The following is a 15,425-nucleotide window of genomic DNA, read 5'->3' as shown; positions in this document are numbered from 1 at the left end:
GCAAGCGGAGCTTGCCCACGTTCTCCGGGAACCAATCGCATCCGCGATTGATCCCCGTGCGATCCAGGGCAATAAAAAACCCCGCACTCGTTGCCGGGTGCGGGGTTTTTTTAGTGTTCGTGTCGTGGTGTTCTATCGACGCGCGCCCTAACCCGCACCTCCGGAGGTAATAAGAAGTACGAGTACAAGTACGAGCGAAATTCGCGGCTCGACCACGCGCAGGAGGGCCGGCACGAGCGGCTGCTCGGTGCGGGCGATCTGGCGGTGGTTGGTGCGCTGCGTCATGGGAACCGACGCTATTCGCCGCGTCGAAGAGGTGTCAAATGACGCCTCTTCTTTTGACGTATTACGGCGCAAAGGCGATGTTATACGACAAAACAGGACGCTTATGCGCTAGTCTCGCGCCCGGAATTTATCCGGACAACTGTCCGCGCCGCGCGTGCAGCCCATGCGATCATCGGCCGGATGAAATCGAAACCCACGTCGTTCGACATCGCTTACCGCGCCGGCGTATCGCAGGCGACGGTGTCGCGCGCACTGCGCGGCAGCCCGCTGGTCAACGAGGAAACGCGCCGGCGCGTGCAGGCGGTGGCGAAGGAGCTCAACTACACGGTCGACAAGCACGCCTCGAGCCTGCGCCGGCAGAGCTCCGCGACAGTGGCGCTGCTGCTGTTCGAAGACCCGACCGCCGACGACTCGCTGATCAATCCGTTCTTCCTGTCCATGCTCGGCTCGATCACCCGCGCCGCCGCGCGGCTGGGCTACGACCTGCTGATCTCATTCCAGCAGCTGTCCGACGATTGGCACGCGGACTATCAGGACAGCCACAAGGCCGACGGGCTGATCCTGCTCGGCTACGGCGACTATCTCGTTTCGCGCGGACGCCTTGAACGACTGGTGCAGCAGGGCACGCATTTCGTGCGTTGGGGCGCGGTCGTCGAGGGCCAGCCCGGCGTGTCGATCGGCTGCGACAACCGCCAGGGCGGCGAGGCCGCGACCACGCACCTGCTTGCGCTGGGCCGGCGCCGCATCGCCTTCGTCGGCACCGCGTCGCCGCACTGCCCCGAGTTCTTCGAGCGCTACGCCGGTCACTGCGCGGCGCTGCGCGCCGCTGGAATCGATGTGGACCCACAGCTGCAGGCCGACGCGGGCGATTCCACCGAACTCGTCGGCCATGCCGCGACGCACGCGCTGCTCGCGCGAGATATTGCGATCGACGCGGTTTTCGCCGCGAGCGACCTGCTCGCGATCGGCGCGCTACGCGCATTGGCCGAACGCGGCCTGCGCACGCCGGAAGACGTTGCCGTGATCGGCTTCGATGATATCCCGATGGCGCGCTTCGCCGCGCCGCCGCTGACGACGGTGCTGCAGGACACCAAGCGCGCCGGAGAGCTGCTGGTCGCCAGCCTGTTGCAGCAGATCCGCGGCGAACCCGTGGAGAGCCGCATGCTGCCCGCAACGCTGGTCATTCGCCGGTCGTGCGGCGCGCCTCCCGCACCAGCGGGTCCAGCCTGAGCCGCAATCGCGCGTCGCTGACGGGCGCATCGAGCAGCCAGACCTGCACGCCATGCGCCGGTACTTCCGCGCTCAACATGCCCTGCGGTCCGATGCGCTGCTCGCTGCCATCGACCGCTGAACGCCAGGTGCCGGCCTGCAGCAGCTCGGTGATCCGGAACGCCTGTGCGGCATTGCCCTTGTTCAGCAGCACCAGCGCGATCTGCTGCGCATCGCCGCGCTGGTAGACGCGGTAGAACGCGGCGCGATCACCGGACAGCTCCAGGTTGAGCTGCAGGCCTCTCTGCAGCGCCGGCGACGCGGCCCGGATGCGCGCAATGCGGCGCAGGTTCTGGTAGATGGTCGACGACTTCGCCGCGGCTATGCGTTCCTGGCCGAAATAGTTGCGGTTGCCCGCATGTTCGGCGCGGCCGCGCATGAAGCCGACCTCCGAGCCGTAATAGATCACCGGAATGCCGCGCGCGGTAAAAAGGAAATTGTGCGCATCGATGAAGCCGGCATCGTCGGCATCCAGCCGCGCCATGTCATGGTTGTCGTAGAACGTCATGAGCTCGTACGGATTGCGATACGGCCCCCCCTCGAGGAACAGCGCTTGCGCGAGGGCCGCGTAGTCGCCGCCGGTTTTCCCGAACACCGTGGCCAGGCCCTGCTTGAGCGGGAAATCCAGCACCGACATGCCGCCGCCGTCAGGCCAGGTGTATTGCGCGATGGCGGCCGGATCGTAGTTGAACGCCTCGCCGAAAAGAAAATAGCCCGGATGCCTGGCGCGGATGCGTTCGCCGAAGGCCTTCCAGAACGCCGGCGGCATCAGGCTCACGGTATCGATGCGGAATGCGTCGGCACCTTGCTCTATCCACTGCAGGTAGGCGCCGACGAGATAGTCCATGACCTCGGGCGAGGTCTCGTCGAAGTTGGACAACTGGGCCAGTTCGACCTCGCGCTTGTAGAAGCGGTGCAGTGGCTCGTGCACGGGATCGAGCTGCGCCGGCGCGAGATTCTGGTGATCCGCGAGCAAAGTGCCGTCGGCGCAGTAGACGCGGCCGAACTTCGGCTGCGGCGGATCCATTCCGAACGCCGGCGAGCCGTGGTTCGCGACGATATCGAGCACCACCTTCAGCCCGCGCGCATGCATGGCCTGCGTGAAGCCGGCGAAATCGAGGCCCGGGCTCGGCAGGTGTTCGTCGAGCCGATAGAAATTCACGCCCCAGTAGCCGTGATAGCCGGTCTTGCCCTGGTCGGTCCACTGGCTGCCCCAGCTTGGCGCATCGCCACCGCTGAAGGCCTCGTCGGGATTGTCGACGATGGGCGTGATCCAGACCGCGGAAAAGCCGAGATCCTTCAGATAGTCCGCGTTGTCGAGCACGCCGCGGAAATCCCCGCCGAGGTAGCCGATGTTGTCGCTCTCGCCGTCGGGCCCGGCAATCGGCCGGTCGAAGGTATGCCAGCGGCCGGCCGCCTGCTCACGCTGGTCGTTGCCGGTATCACCGTTGACGAAGCGATCGGTGACGACGAAATACACCGCCTCCGCCGCAAACGGTTCCGTAGTGCCGTAATACTCCCGCGACACGCCACGCGACGCGCAGCCACCGAGCATCACGCCGGCAACGACCGCTGCGCCGGCCCGCGCAGCGGACACCGGGTGCAGCGCCGCGCGCCATCGCGTCGACCCGCGACACCGCTTCACGACGCCACCGCCGCTGACCCCGCGCTGCGCACCCGCAGCATGCACACGGCCGCCAGCACCAGACTCGCGCCGCCGAGATTCAACGCCTGCACCGACTCGCCGCCGAAGAACGTATTCAGCACGAACCCCAGCACCGTCGCCGCCACCAGCTGCGGCAGCACGATGAAGATATTGAAGATACCCATGTAGACACCCATCTTGCGCGCCGGCAGGCTGTCCGCCAGCAGGGCGTACGGCAGCGACAATATCGATGCCCAGGCGCAGCCGACGCCGATCATGCAGACCAGCAGCCAGTGCGGATCCCGCAGGAGGCCGACGCCGACCAGGCCCGCCGCACCGAGCCCGAGGTTGAGCATGTGCGTCGTGCGCAGCCCATGGCGCCGTGCCAGAGGGGCGATGACCAGTGCTGCCAGCATGGCAAAGCCGTTGTAGGCCGCGAACAGCACGCCGACCCAGTCCGCGCCGCTGTTGTAGGCCGCCGACTGCACATCACGCGCGCCGAAGTGCAACTGCGCCACGGCCGGCGTCATGAAAATCCACATGGCGAACAAAGCAAACCACGAGAAGAATTGCACCACGGCCAGCTGGCGCATCGCCGCGGGCATCTGGTTCATGTCGGCAAGGATCTGGCTGAACATGCCGCGTACGGGACGCCCCGCGAAGATGATCTGGGTCAGACCGACGACAGCGAGGCCGCCCGTCAACAGGTAAAGCTGCCGGTCCAGCGCATATCGCGCGACGGCAATGCCGCCAAGCACGCCCACACCGAGCCAGATCGCTCCGTTGCGCCGCAGCCGCGTCAACGGCAGTGGTTGGACGGCTTCGACCACTGCCGTATCGGTGGCAACGAGTTCGTCCGGCGGCAATTCGCGCGTGCGCAGCACGGTCCAGCCAACCGTCAGCAACAGCACGGCACCACCCGCGTAGAACGCGTAGCGCACGACATCCGGCACGACGCCGGGTGCGGCCGTGTTCGCGACGCCGGCCTGGGTCAGCAACCACGGCAGCGCGCTCGCGACGACGGCACCGAGGCCGATGAAGAAACTCTGCAGCGCGTAGCCGCGCGCACGCTGCGCGCTCGGCAGCTGATCGCCGACGAAGGCACGGAACGGCTCCATAGCGATATTGATCGATGCATCGAGGACCCAGAGCAGGCCCGCGGCAATCCAAAGCGCCGGTGAGAGCGGCATCGCCACAAGCGCGAGCGAGGCCAGTACCGCGCCGACGAGGAAATAGGGACGGCGCCGGCCCAGGCGCGTCCAGGTGCGATCCGACCAGTAGCCGACGACGGGCTGCACCAGCAAGCCGGTCAGCGGTGCGGCGATCCACAGCAGCGGCACCGCATCGAGCGATGCCCCCAGGGTCTGGAAGATGCGGCTGACATTCGCGGTCTGCAGCGCGAAGCCGAACTGGATGCCGAGGAAGCCGAAGCAGAGGTTCCAGATCTGCCAGAAGGCCAGCGGCGGTCGCTCGCGCACCAGCGTCACTGACGTGGTCACGGCACGACCGCCGGCGTGTGTATCGCCGCGGCCCTCTCCCCCGAACGAAGCGCGGGGGAGAGGAAGCGGTGCAGACCTTCGCGACTGTGCGTCATCGGCAAATCCCGGCGGCGGTTTCAGAACTTCGCCGCGAACTGTAGCCCGTAGGTGCGCGGGTTGTTGAGATAGCGCAGATTGACCGAGTCGTTGATGAAGCCCTTGCCGGAATACGCCTTGTCGGTGACGTTGGAGATGTAGCCGGACAGGCGGAACTGGTCCTGCGCACCGAGCGTGAGTCCGGCGGACACGTTGAAGATGCTGAAGCCGTCGACCTTGTCCTGCAGCGCGAGGCCGTTGGCGGGCGGACCGACCTGGGCCGGGTTCGATCCGTTGTTGACCGTCATCTGCGCGAGCGGGATCTCGACCACGTTGCCGGCAGCGTCGCGACCGAAACCGCGGTTGTTGAACGCGGTGAGATAGAACTCGGAGCGATACAGCATGTTCACGGTCCAGTCGAATGCGCGCACCGCGCCCCAGTCGAGATCGATGGTCTGGCTCAGCTGCAGGTTGAGGTTGTGCTTGGACGTGTTCGGCAGCTGGTTGCCGCCGATCGGCACGATGAGGTTGTTGCCTCGCGTGTCGAGGATGAACGCGTTCTTGAACGTCGAATCGACGTAGTTGTAGTTGAGGCCCAGGTCCAGCCCGTTGCTCCAGCGCAGCCCCGCTTCGAATTCGAGGCCGAGTACTTCGGCGTTCGCCGCGTTGTCGCTGAAGACCTGCAGCACTGTGGCGGCCGGATTCGTCGGTGTCGGCGCCGGTATCGCGATCAGGTTCTGCACCACCTTGTTCTGGTAGTCGTAGTAGAACAGCGTACCGTTGAGCCGCAGCGGCAGGTCGCCCCAGCGCAGGTCGTTCTTGATGCCGACCTCGTAGGACATCAGCTCTTCGGGCTTCCAGGTGCGTGCGAGTACGGTGCCGTTGCTCAGGATCAGCGGCCGGTTGATGCCGCCCGAGCGCGTGCCGGTGGAGACGGTCGCGTAGAGCATGGAGCGTTCGGCCAAGTCGTATTCCATGCCGGCGCGCCAGTCGACGTAGTTGTCCTTGTACACATTCGTGCTCTTGCCGCCCGGATAGTCGGAACGGATGATCACGTCGATCTGGTCGCGATAGCGACGCAGGAACTCGTCCCAGTTGTCCTGGTAGCCGAAGCTCTGTATGCCGTCGATGAAGTAGTCGACCGAATTGTCGGTGCCACCGTTGCAGGTGATCGTGGCCGGATCGAAGCCGTTGCAGATGCGTGGATTGTTCAGCGTGCGCCCGCCCGGGCTTTGCAGCACGAAACCGCTGGAGCCCAGGATCAGCCCGGTCGTATACGGATTCGTCAGAGTGTTCGGATCGAGGCCGAAATCGGCGAACAGCGCCTCGGGAATGACGAACTGGTATTTCATGTTCGATTCGCGCGCGGTCTTCTTGTCGTCGGTGAAGCGCAGGCCACCGATGAGCCGGAAGGCGTCGTTGACCTTGAAGCTGAAATCCGCGTACGCCGCATTGGATCGGACTTTGGAATCGTCGCCGCGGTTCTCGCCGCCAAGGCCGTCCTGCCAGCCGCAGATCGTGCCGGGTTGCCACCAGTCGCAATCGCCGAAGTAGCCGTTGCCGACGTCCCAGGACAGGTAGTCGTATTTCTCGCCGAAGAAGAAGCCGCCGGCCGACCAGATCAGACGATCGGTCTCGCCGTGGAAGCGCAGTTCGTTGATCGTGGAGCTGGACTTTTCGGCCTGGAAGAAGGTGTCGTTCCAGAGCAGGCGTTCGGGGTTGTGGTAGGCCTCGACCGCGGTGCCCGGATATTCGAAGCCGAGCTGCCATTCGCGCGAGGCATTGCGGTTGTAGAAATCGTATTCGCGGTAGGAGCCGTTGTATTCGAGCGCGAACGCGCCGAAATCATAGGTCATCGTCGCGGCAATGCCTTTGATGTCGTTGTCGGTCTGGCCCTGGGTGCGGAAGTACTGCCTGTACGGATCGTCGATATCGTCGATGTCGTAGCCGGCGGCGAGCGCGCGGTTCGCGAACACGCCGGGATCGCCGGTGCCTTCCTCGGCGACGCGGTCGACCATGACGTTCGCGCTGAACTGCTCGTTCGGTTGCCACAGCAGCGAGACTCGCGCCGCCTGATTGTCCACCGCACCGGGCGGCTCGAAGCTCCCGGGATACGCGTTGGTGTAGTACGAGTCATGCCGCTCGGAAAACAGCGCCGCACGCAACGCCGCGGTCTGCCCGAGCGGGATGTTGATGACGCCTTCCTGAGTGCGTGCGTCGTAATCGCCGAAGCCGATCTTGACGTTGCCGTTGAAGGCGCCGAGCTCGGGCGGATTCGGGATGATGTTGATCGCACCGCCGGTGGCGTTGCGTCCGCGCACGGTGCCTTGCGGCCCCTTGTTCACCTCGATGCGCTCGACGTCGAAGAACATCGGCCCGATCGAGCGCGGCCGCGGCAGGTAGATGCCGTTGTAGTACGTCGCCACCGACGGATCCGACGAGAAGTCCGAATCCGCCGCGCCGATGCCGCGCAGGAAGATCTCGTACTTGCCTTCCTGGCGAGTGATCTGCAAACCCGGCACGGCGGTCTGCAGGTTCGTGAAATCGGTATTGATGCCGAGCTTCTCGATCAGATCGCCGCTGAAGCTCTGGATAGTGCCGGCGTACTCCTGGATGCTCTGCACGCGGCGGTTCGCAGTGACGTTGACGCTTTCGAGCACGGTACTGTCGGCCTCACCGCCGTCGGCGGCCGCCTCCGCCGGTTCGATCTCGGCAGGCGTCGCGGCAAGCACGACGCCGCCATGCAGCACGGCCAGCAACGCCAGAGTCAGCAGATTCTTGTTCAAACGCATATCCCCTCCCGGATCGGCGCCGATGCGCCGCGCGTAATGCAACGATGGCGGCGGATCGTAAGACGCTTGTGCGGCCACGCCCATGCCATTGCATACGTATTCATTGCCGCCGATTGCGCACGCCAGGTATCTGCCGGTGCCGTGAGATCCGTGTGCATTCGCAACATGAACACGAGGACGCAGCGGCGCATACCCCAGCGTGCGACCAGCCATAGCCGCATTGACTGCCCTGCGTCGGTCCATGCCGCACCGCGCCATGAAATATCCACAAGCACGCGAATTTGCCTCTCCAGCGCACGCACGCGCCGACGCAACCCGGCGTATGAATACGATTGCAGTCGCCGCAGCAGCGGAGCGCGCCGCCGCTATGCTGCGCCCCGAACCCGCACGGCGGGCAGCCACGTCAACGGACGCGCGAACATGAGTCAATCACCGTGGTGGCGCGGCGCCGTCATCTACCAGGTCTATCCGCGCAGCTTCCAGGACGCGAACGGCGACGGCGTCGGTGATCTTCCGGGGCTGCTGATGCGGCTGCCCTATATCGCGGGCCTCGGCGTCGATGCGATCTGGATCTCGCCGTTCTTCAAGTCGCCCATGCACGATTTCGGCTACGACATCGCCGACTACCGCGCGGTCGATCCGCTGTTCGGCACACTGGAAGACTTCGACCGCGTGCTCGCGCGTGCCCACGAGCTCGGGCTCAGGGTCATGATCGACCAGGTGCTGAGCCACACCTCCATCGAGCACGACTGGTTCAAGGAAAGCCGCGAGAACCGCGACAACGCCAAGGCCGACTGGTACGTGTGGGCCGATCCGCGCGAGGACGGCACGCCGCCGAACAACTGGCTGTCGATCTTCGGCGGCGTCGCCTGGCAGTGGGAACCACGCCGGCGTCAGTACTACCTGCACAATTTCCTCGCGAGCCAGCCGGATCTGAATTTCCACAATCCCGAGGTGCAGCAGGCCGCGCAGGACAACGTGGAGTTCTGGCTGGACCGTGGCGTTGACGGCCTGCGCCTGGACGCGATCAATTTCTGCTTCCATGACGCGCAACTGCGCGACAACCCGCCCAAGCCCGCGGCGCTGCGCACCGGCCGCGGGTTCACGCCCGACAACCCTTACGCGTTCCAATTCCACCACTACAACAACACGCAGCCGGAGAATCTCGGCTTCCTCGAACGCCTGCGCACGCTGATGGATCGCTATCCCGGCGCCGTCTCGCTCGGCGAAATCTCCGCCGAGGATTCGCTTGCGACCACGGCCGAATACACCCGGCCCGGCCGCCTGCACATGGGCTACAGCTTCGAGCTGCTCGGCGACGAATGCTCGGCCCGTCACATACGCGACACGGTAGAACAGCTCGAAGCGCAGATGACCGACGGCTGGCCCTGCTGGTCGCTGTCCAACCACGACGTGCAGCGCGTCGTCACGCGCTGGGGCGGCAGGAATCCGTCGCCTGATCTGGCCATCCAGCTGCTGATCCTGGTCTGCTGTCTGCGTGGATCGGTATGCATCTACCAGGGCGAGGAACTCGGCCTGCCCGAAGCGGAAATCCCGTTCGAGGCGATACGCGATCCTTACGGGATCGCGTTCTGGCCGGATTTCAAGGGACGCGACGGTTGCCGCACGCCGATGCCGTGGGACGACGGCGGCGGCGGCTTCAGCACCGCCGAGGCCTGGCTGCCCGTCGCCGCGGCGCACGCCTCGCTGTCGGTTGCCCGGCAGCAGCAGGAAGGATCTGTGCTGCAGCGATTCCGCGAGTTCCTGCGCTGGCGCCGCGAGCAGCCGGCCCTGTGCGGCGGGACGATCCGCTTCCTCGACGCACCGGAGCCGGTACTCGCGTTCGAGCGTGGCGCCGAGGCACAGCGGCTGCTGGTCGCCTTCAATCTCGGTGATACACCGCAGCGCGTCTGTTTTCCACTACCGACGACGACAGCAATCGTGTACGAATCTGCAGCGGCTGCGCAGGACGCCGGCTCACTCGTGCTGCCGCCGCGCGGCGCCTGGATAGCAATGTACTGAATCGCGCCCGTGCGGTGGCCAATGGACCGGCGTCGACCCCATCGCCGTCCGCCGATCTGCGCCGCCACGATCGCCGTGTCGCTTGAACAGCGACCGACAGCGGCCGGTCATGACTCGTCGCGCCCGTCCTCAGTCGCGCGAACTTCCGGCTCGACCGCGTCCGTGGCGGCGATCACCGGCGTGGTCCTCAGCGCCGGCAGATGGCGCGGCACGCGAGCCTTCAGCAAGCGGATCAGGCCTTCGTCCATGTATTCGAATTCATCCGGGATGTCGAGACAGATGACGCGCTTGCCGCGTAGCTGCGGACGGAACTTGTGACTGAGCTTGCTACGCTGGCGGCGCTCCATCACGAAGATCAGGTCCGCCCAGGCGAGCAACTCCGGCGAGACCGGAACGCTCGCGTCGCGGTTGATGCCGGCCGATGCGGTTTCCACATCCGGCCATTGCGCGAACACCTGTTCGGCGGTCGGGCTGCGCAACCGGTTCTGGGCGCAGACGAACAGAACCTTCAGCACGACATGTCTCCGGATCGAATATCGTTGCAGTACGACACGCCCGACGGACGTCCTGCTTCAGGCCCGGACTTCAGGCCCGGAACACCAGGGCGACCAGTCCGACGATGACACCGATGGCGAGCAGGGTCAGTCCCGAGACCACCAGGGCGATCATCGGAAAGACACGCGAGCGTCCTTCCTGGCGCAGCGCCGCGAAGGCGAGTCCGACGGCCGTCATATCGAGCGCAGCCAGCACGCCGATCGCGCCGGCGGCAAGTTCGCCGCCGCTCGTCGCCAGGCCGAATAGGCGCGGCAGGATCTGCAGGACAAAACCGAACGGCACCACGATCATGGCCAGCAGCATCGCCAGGAGTGCGATGACGAACGCGGCGATGCCGAGGCCCGAATGATCGAGCGTGGATCGCGGTCGTCTTGCGACGCCGCGTGCGTGTATGTCGGTCATTGCCGCGCGCCGCGCGGATTGTCCGGCGCGTCGGCGGCGTTGTTGCTGCGGAACGGATTGATGTCGAGGCCGCCGCGCCGCGTATAACGCGCGTAGACGGCGAGTTCGCCCGGTGCGCAACGCTCGCTCACATCACGGAAGATGCGCTCCACGCACTGCTCGTGGAAGTCGCTGTGACGACGGAACGAGACCAGATACCGCAGCAGCCCGGCTCGATCGATGCGCGCACCGCGATAGCGGATCTGCACGCTGGCCCAGTCGGGCTGGCCGGTGACCGGGCAATTGGACTTGAGCAGATGCGAGACCAGGGTCTCGGCCGCCTCGTCGCCCGCGTGGGCGTGCAGAAACTCCGGCCGTGGTGCTGTGTACTCGTCGATCGCGACATCGATCCCGTCGATGCAGTCACCGTCGAGTTCGCGCAGCACAGCCTGCGCAAACGCTGTGGCCGGCTGCAGCGCGACGCCGACCTCGGCACCCGCCGCCGCCGACAGGTCGCGCCGCAACAGCGTCGCCACGGCATCCGCGTCTGCCATGTGGCTTTGTGCAAACGTATTGAGGTACAGCTTGAAGGATTTGGATTCGATGATGTTCGGCGACCGCGCCGGCACACGGAATTCCGCCAGCGCGACCACGGGCTTGCCACGCGGGTCGAGCCAGGACAGCTCGTAGGCATTCCAGATATCCACGCCATCGAACGGCAGCGCATCGGCGAGACCCAGCTCGGCGCGCTTGGCCGCGCGCGGAATCGGGAACAGCGGCGCAGGCGAATATTCGTCGGCGTAGGTGACGCTTTTGCCCAGGGGCGAGAGTTCGGGATTCATCGGGCTAGTCTATCTCGCCGGGCACAGGCGCTGAACCGTATCGCGCGCTATGCGTCCGCGGTGGCGCTAGCCGGCAGCGGCACGACAGCCGTCGGCGTGCCATGCGCGTCGAGCGCAATCATCGTGAAGCGGCCGCGCGTGCACAGGCGCGCGTCGCCGGTCAGCAGGTCTTCGGCAATCAGATCGACCTCGACCTGGATCGAACTGCGTCCGGTCGCGACGACACGCGCGATCAGCTCGACCAGTTGGCCTTGCCTGACCGGCAGGCGGAAATCCACCTGGTCCGAACGCGCCGTGACCACGGTGCGGCGCGCGTAGCGCGTAGCGACGACGAACGCAGCTTTGTCCATCCAGGCCAGCGCCTGCCCCCCGAACAAGGTGCCCAGGTGATTGGTGTGATCGGGAAACACGATCTCGATCAGGCGCGCCTCGGTCACGCCGGCGGGGCTCGCGCCGAGTACGGTATTCACCATCCGCTCGCGACCCACTCAGAACGCGACGTCGAACGCCACTTCGCCTTCCACGCCGACCTGGTACGACGACACGCGGCGCTCGAAGAAATTCGTCAGTTCCTGCACGTCCTGGAGGTCCATGAACGCGAACGGATTGCGTGCGTGGTAGCGCTTGGGCATGCCGAGCTGGGCGAGACGCTGGTCGGCGACGTATTCCAGGTACTGGCGCATGTCGCGCAGCGAAAGACCGGCGACGCCACCGGACAGCACGTCCTCGGCGAACAGCTGCTCGCAGGCGATGGCCTCGTCGAGCATCTGCGCGATATCGGCCTGCAACGCGTCGTCGAACAGCTCCGGCTCTTCCTCGCGCGCCACGCGGATCACCTCGAAGGCGAAGGCCATGTGACCCGACTCGTCGCGGAACACCCAGTTGGTGCCGGCGGCCAGGCCGTGCAGCAGACCGCGCGAACGCAGGTAATACACGTAGGCGAACGCGGCAAAAAAGAACAGCCCTTCGATGCAGGCGGCAAAGCAGATCAGGTTGAGCAGGAACTGGCGGCGCTGCTCACGCGTCTCGATGCGGTCGAGCTTGCCGATCGAATCCATCCACTTGAAGCAGAAGTCGGCCTTGTGGCGAATCGCCGGGATGTTTTCGATTGCGTCGAACGCCTTGGCACGCGCTTCGGGCTCAGGCAGGTAGGTATCGAGCAGCGTGAGGTAGAACTGCACATGCAGCGCCTCCTCATACAACTGGCGCGACAGATACATGCGCGCCTCGGGCGCGTTGATGTGCTTGTACAGGTTCAGCACGAGGTTGTTCGCGACGATGGAGTCGCCGGTCGCGAAGAACGCCACCAGGCGCTCGATCAGATGCCGCTCGGCCGGACCGAACTTGTTGCGCAGATCGTTGACGTCGAGCGAGAAATCCACTTCTTCGACGGTCCAGGTATTGCGGATCGCATCGCGGTACATGTCGTAGAACTGCGAATACCGCATCGGCCGCAGCGTCAGGTTGAAGCCTGCGTCGAGCAAGCGCGGTGCCTGCGCCGAGGAAGCGCTGATGCCGAAGGAAGGAGTCTGCTCTGACGAAGGCATGGTCATTTTCGTTACCGGTTGGCTATGGTGCTTGGCTGTCTGTTGGTACTTTTGATATTTATTGCAAATGCGTCATGCGAAACGCCTGTGCGCACGGCTCCCTCCCCCTCCAAGCTCGCTTGGGGGGAGAGGCCTTTCACCTGTTGCCTACTGACACGCCTCGCAATATTCAGGATTTTCGAGCGAACAGAACACCGCCGCTTCCGCCTGTTGCTGCGAAACGACCGGCGCGGCGGGCGCCGGCGCAGGTGTCGCGGCGGCCGCTGTCACCGTGGTCTTCTGGATCTTCGTGGCCGGGCGCGAGCGCATGTAGTACGTGGTCTTCAGGCCGGCCTTCCACGCGTACATGTACATGGACGACAGCTGGCCGATGTTCGGGCTTTCCATGAACAGGTTCAGCGACGCGGACTGGTCGATGTACGCGCCGCGCGCGGCCATCATGTCGATGAGCGAACGCATCGGGATTTCCCAGGCCGTGCGGTAGATATGGCGCAGGCGCTCCGGAATTTCCTTGATGTCCTGCACCGAGCCTTCGGCCAGCTTGATGCGGTCGCGGATTTCCGCGGTCCACTGGCCGAGCTGCTTGAGTTCTTCGACGAGGTACCTGTTGACCTGCAGGAAATCGCCCGACAGCGTCTCGCGCTTGAACAGGTTGGACACCATCGGCTCGATGCATTCGTAGCAGCCGGCGATCGAGGCGATCGTCGCGGTCGGCGCGATTGCGATCAGCAGCGAGTTGCGCAGACCTCCGGTGCGGATGTTCTCGCGCAGCGCGTTCCAGCGCGTCGTGTCCGACGGCGTCACGCCCCAGGCGTCGAACTGCAGTTCACCCTGCGCCGCGCGCGTGTCGGCGAAGGCCGGATGCGCGCCGCGTTCGAGCGCGAGCTCGTGCGAGGTAACCAGCGCGTTGTAGTAGATCTCCTCGGCGATGCGCGTGGACAGCGTGCGCGCCTCCTCGGAATCGAACGGCAGGCGCAGCTTGAAGAACACGTCCTGCAGGCCCATCACGCCGAGACCGACCGGGCGCCACTTGAGGTTGGAGCTGCGCGTGGATTCGATCGGATAGAAATTCAGGTCGATGACGCGGTCGAGCTGGCGCACGGCCACGCGCACGGTTTCGGCGAGCTTGCCGTAGTCGAAGCCGTCGGCGTTCATGTGCTGGCCGAGGTTGATCGAACCCAGGTTGCACACGGCGGTTTCGCCGAGCGAGCTGACCTCGATGATCTCGGTGCACAGATTGGACAAGTGGACGACGTTGCCTTCCTTTGCGGTCTGGTTGCAGGCGCGGTTCGACTTGTCCTTGAAGGTCATCCAGCCGTTGCCGGTCTGCGCCAGCGTGCGCATCATGCGTGCATAGAGGTCACGCGCCTTGACCTGCTTGTGCGCCAGCCCAGCGGCCTCGGCCTGCTCGTAGGCCGCGTCGAACGCGGCGCCCCAGCGATCGACGAGGTGCGGCACGGCCTTCGGATCGAACAGCGACCACATCGCATCGCTTTCGACGCGGCGCATGAAGATGTCCGGGATCCAGTTGGCGAGATTGAGGTTGTGCGTGCGGCGCGCTTCATCGCCGGTGTTGTCACGCAGTTCGAGGAATTCCTCGACGTCCGCATGCCAGGGTTCGAGGTAAACGCAGGCCGCGCCCTTGCGCTTGCCGCCCTGATTCACCGCGGAGACCGATGCGTCGAGCGTCTTGAGCCACGGCACGATGCCGTTGGACAGGCCGTTCGTCGACTTGATCAGCGACCCGCGCGCACGGACGCGCGTGTAGGCCAGGCCGATGCCCCCGGAGAACTTCGACAGCATGGCCACGTCGGCATAGCGCTTGTAGATCGACTCCAGCGAGTCGTCGGGCGAATCGAGCAGGAAGCACGAGGACAACTGTTCGTGCGTGGTGCCGGAGTTGAACAGCGTGGGCGAACTGGGCAGGTAGTCGAGGCTGCCCATCAGGCGATACAGCTCCAGCGATTCGCCGACGTCCTCGCACAGCGCGCAGGCGATGCGCAGGAAGAACTGCTGGGGTGTCTCGATGACCTTGCGCGTCTTCGGATGGCGCAGCAGATAGCGGTCATAGACCGTGCGCAGGCCGAAGTAGTCGAAGCGGCGGTCGAGTTCCAGGTCGAGCGCGCTGTTGAGCTTGCGCGCATTGGCCTGCACGAACGACAGCAGGCGCTCGTTGATGAGGCCGAGTTCGTGACCGCGCGTGACCGACTGCGAGAACGCGTGGATTTCCTGGCCGGAAACTTCCTTGGCGATGTAGTCCGACAGCAGGCGGGCGGCGAGGCGGCCGTATTCAGGCTCTTCGGCCGTGAGCATTGCCGCGGTGCGGATCGACAGCTCGTCGAGTTCCCACGTGGTCGCGCCGTCGTAGAGGCCGGAAATCGTGCGCGTGGCCACGCGCATCGGATCGATGGAATACAGGCCGTCGGCGGCGCGCGTCACGGCGCGCACGATCTTGTTCAGATCAACCGGCTCGCGCTTGCCGTTGCGCTTGGTCACAGCCATCGCGCCGGTCG

The 15,425-nt window shown here is 65.2% G+C and carries 10 protein-coding genes and 1 pseudogene; 2 read left to right on the top strand and 9 right to left on the bottom strand.

The genetic code is table 11. The features are described 5' to 3' along the window. The first annotated feature begins 465 nt into the window (after positions 1-465). A complete protein-coding gene (locus tag RUU78_RS04000) occupies positions 466-1,515 on the top strand; it encodes a LacI family DNA-binding transcriptional regulator (protein WP_313913896.1) in 1,050 nt (349 codons plus the stop codon). Here the strand turns inward: RUU78_RS04000 and RUU78_RS03995 are convergent. The 3 genes from RUU78_RS03995 to RUU78_RS03985 form a co-directional block, all read right to left on the bottom strand. After that, entirely contained in the window at positions 1,466-3,109 is a 1,644-nt protein-coding gene (locus tag RUU78_RS03995) for an alpha-amylase family glycosyl hydrolase (RefSeq protein WP_313914040.1), read from the bottom strand. The genes RUU78_RS04000 and RUU78_RS03995 overlap by 50 nt on opposite strands. Positions 3,110-3,195: 86 nt before the next feature. Beyond that, positions 3,196-4,677, bottom strand: coding sequence for an MFS transporter (locus RUU78_RS03990; protein ID WP_313914038.1), 1,482 nt, complete (start codon positions 4,675-4,677; stop codon positions 3,196-3,198). A gap of 137 nt (positions 4,678-4,814) precedes the next feature. Beyond that, positions 4,815-7,559, bottom strand: a complete 2,745-nt coding sequence (locus RUU78_RS03985) for a TonB-dependent receptor (protein ID WP_313913894.1) — start codon at positions 7,557-7,559, stop codon at positions 4,815-4,817. A gap of 426 nt (positions 7,560-7,985) precedes the next feature. Here RUU78_RS03985 and RUU78_RS03980 point away from each other — a divergent pair, with 426 nt between their 5' ends. After that, positions 7,986-9,587 carry an alpha-glucosidase family protein gene (locus RUU78_RS03980; RefSeq protein WP_313913892.1) on the top strand — a complete coding sequence of 534 codons (1,602 nt, stop codon included), beginning with the start codon at positions 7,986-7,988 and terminating at the stop codon, positions 9,585-9,587. A gap of 209 nt (positions 9,588-9,796) precedes the next feature. Here RUU78_RS03980 and RUU78_RS03975 read toward each other — a convergent pair. The 6 genes and pseudogenes from RUU78_RS03975 to RUU78_RS03950 all read right to left on the bottom strand — a co-directional run. Then, positions 9,797-10,090: pseudogene (locus RUU78_RS03975) on the bottom strand (low molecular weight protein tyrosine phosphatase family protein); the annotation flags it as partial. A gap of 82 nt (positions 10,091-10,172) precedes the next feature. Next, complete coding sequence (locus tag RUU78_RS03970; protein ID WP_313913891.1) at positions 10,173-10,544, bottom strand: hypothetical protein; 372 nt, start codon at positions 10,542-10,544, stop codon at positions 10,173-10,175. Further along, positions 10,541-11,365 (bottom strand): NADPH-dependent 7-cyano-7-deazaguanine reductase QueF, encoded by an 825-nt coding sequence (queF, locus tag RUU78_RS03965; RefSeq protein WP_313913889.1) that lies wholly within the window; start codon positions 11,363-11,365, stop codon positions 10,541-10,543. Before queF ends, RUU78_RS03970 begins: the two co-directional genes overlap by 4 nt. Before the next feature lie 47 nt (positions 11,366-11,412). Next, on the bottom strand, positions 11,413-11,835 hold the full coding sequence (locus RUU78_RS03960) for an acyl-CoA thioesterase (RefSeq protein WP_313913887.1): 423 nt from the start codon (positions 11,833-11,835) through the stop codon (positions 11,413-11,415). Between the two features lie 18 nt (positions 11,836-11,853). Further along, positions 11,854-12,813: a ribonucleotide-diphosphate reductase subunit beta gene (locus RUU78_RS03955; RefSeq protein ID WP_313914036.1), complete on the bottom strand. Its 960-nt coding sequence runs from the start codon at positions 12,811-12,813 to the stop codon at positions 11,854-11,856. Between the two features lie 246 nt (positions 12,814-13,059). After that, positions 13,060-15,414, bottom strand: coding sequence for a ribonucleoside-diphosphate reductase subunit alpha (locus RUU78_RS03950; RefSeq protein ID WP_313914034.1), 2,355 nt, complete (start codon positions 15,412-15,414; stop codon positions 13,060-13,062). Between the last annotated feature and the right edge of the window lie 11 nt (positions 15,415-15,425).

The sequence above is a fragment of the Tahibacter sp. genome (assembly GCF_032229445.1).
Classification (GTDB): Bacteria; Pseudomonadota; Gammaproteobacteria; order Xanthomonadales; family Rhodanobacteraceae; genus Tahibacter.
Note: the sequence above shows the minus strand (reverse complement) of the source record. Positions and strands in the feature narration are given on the sequence as shown.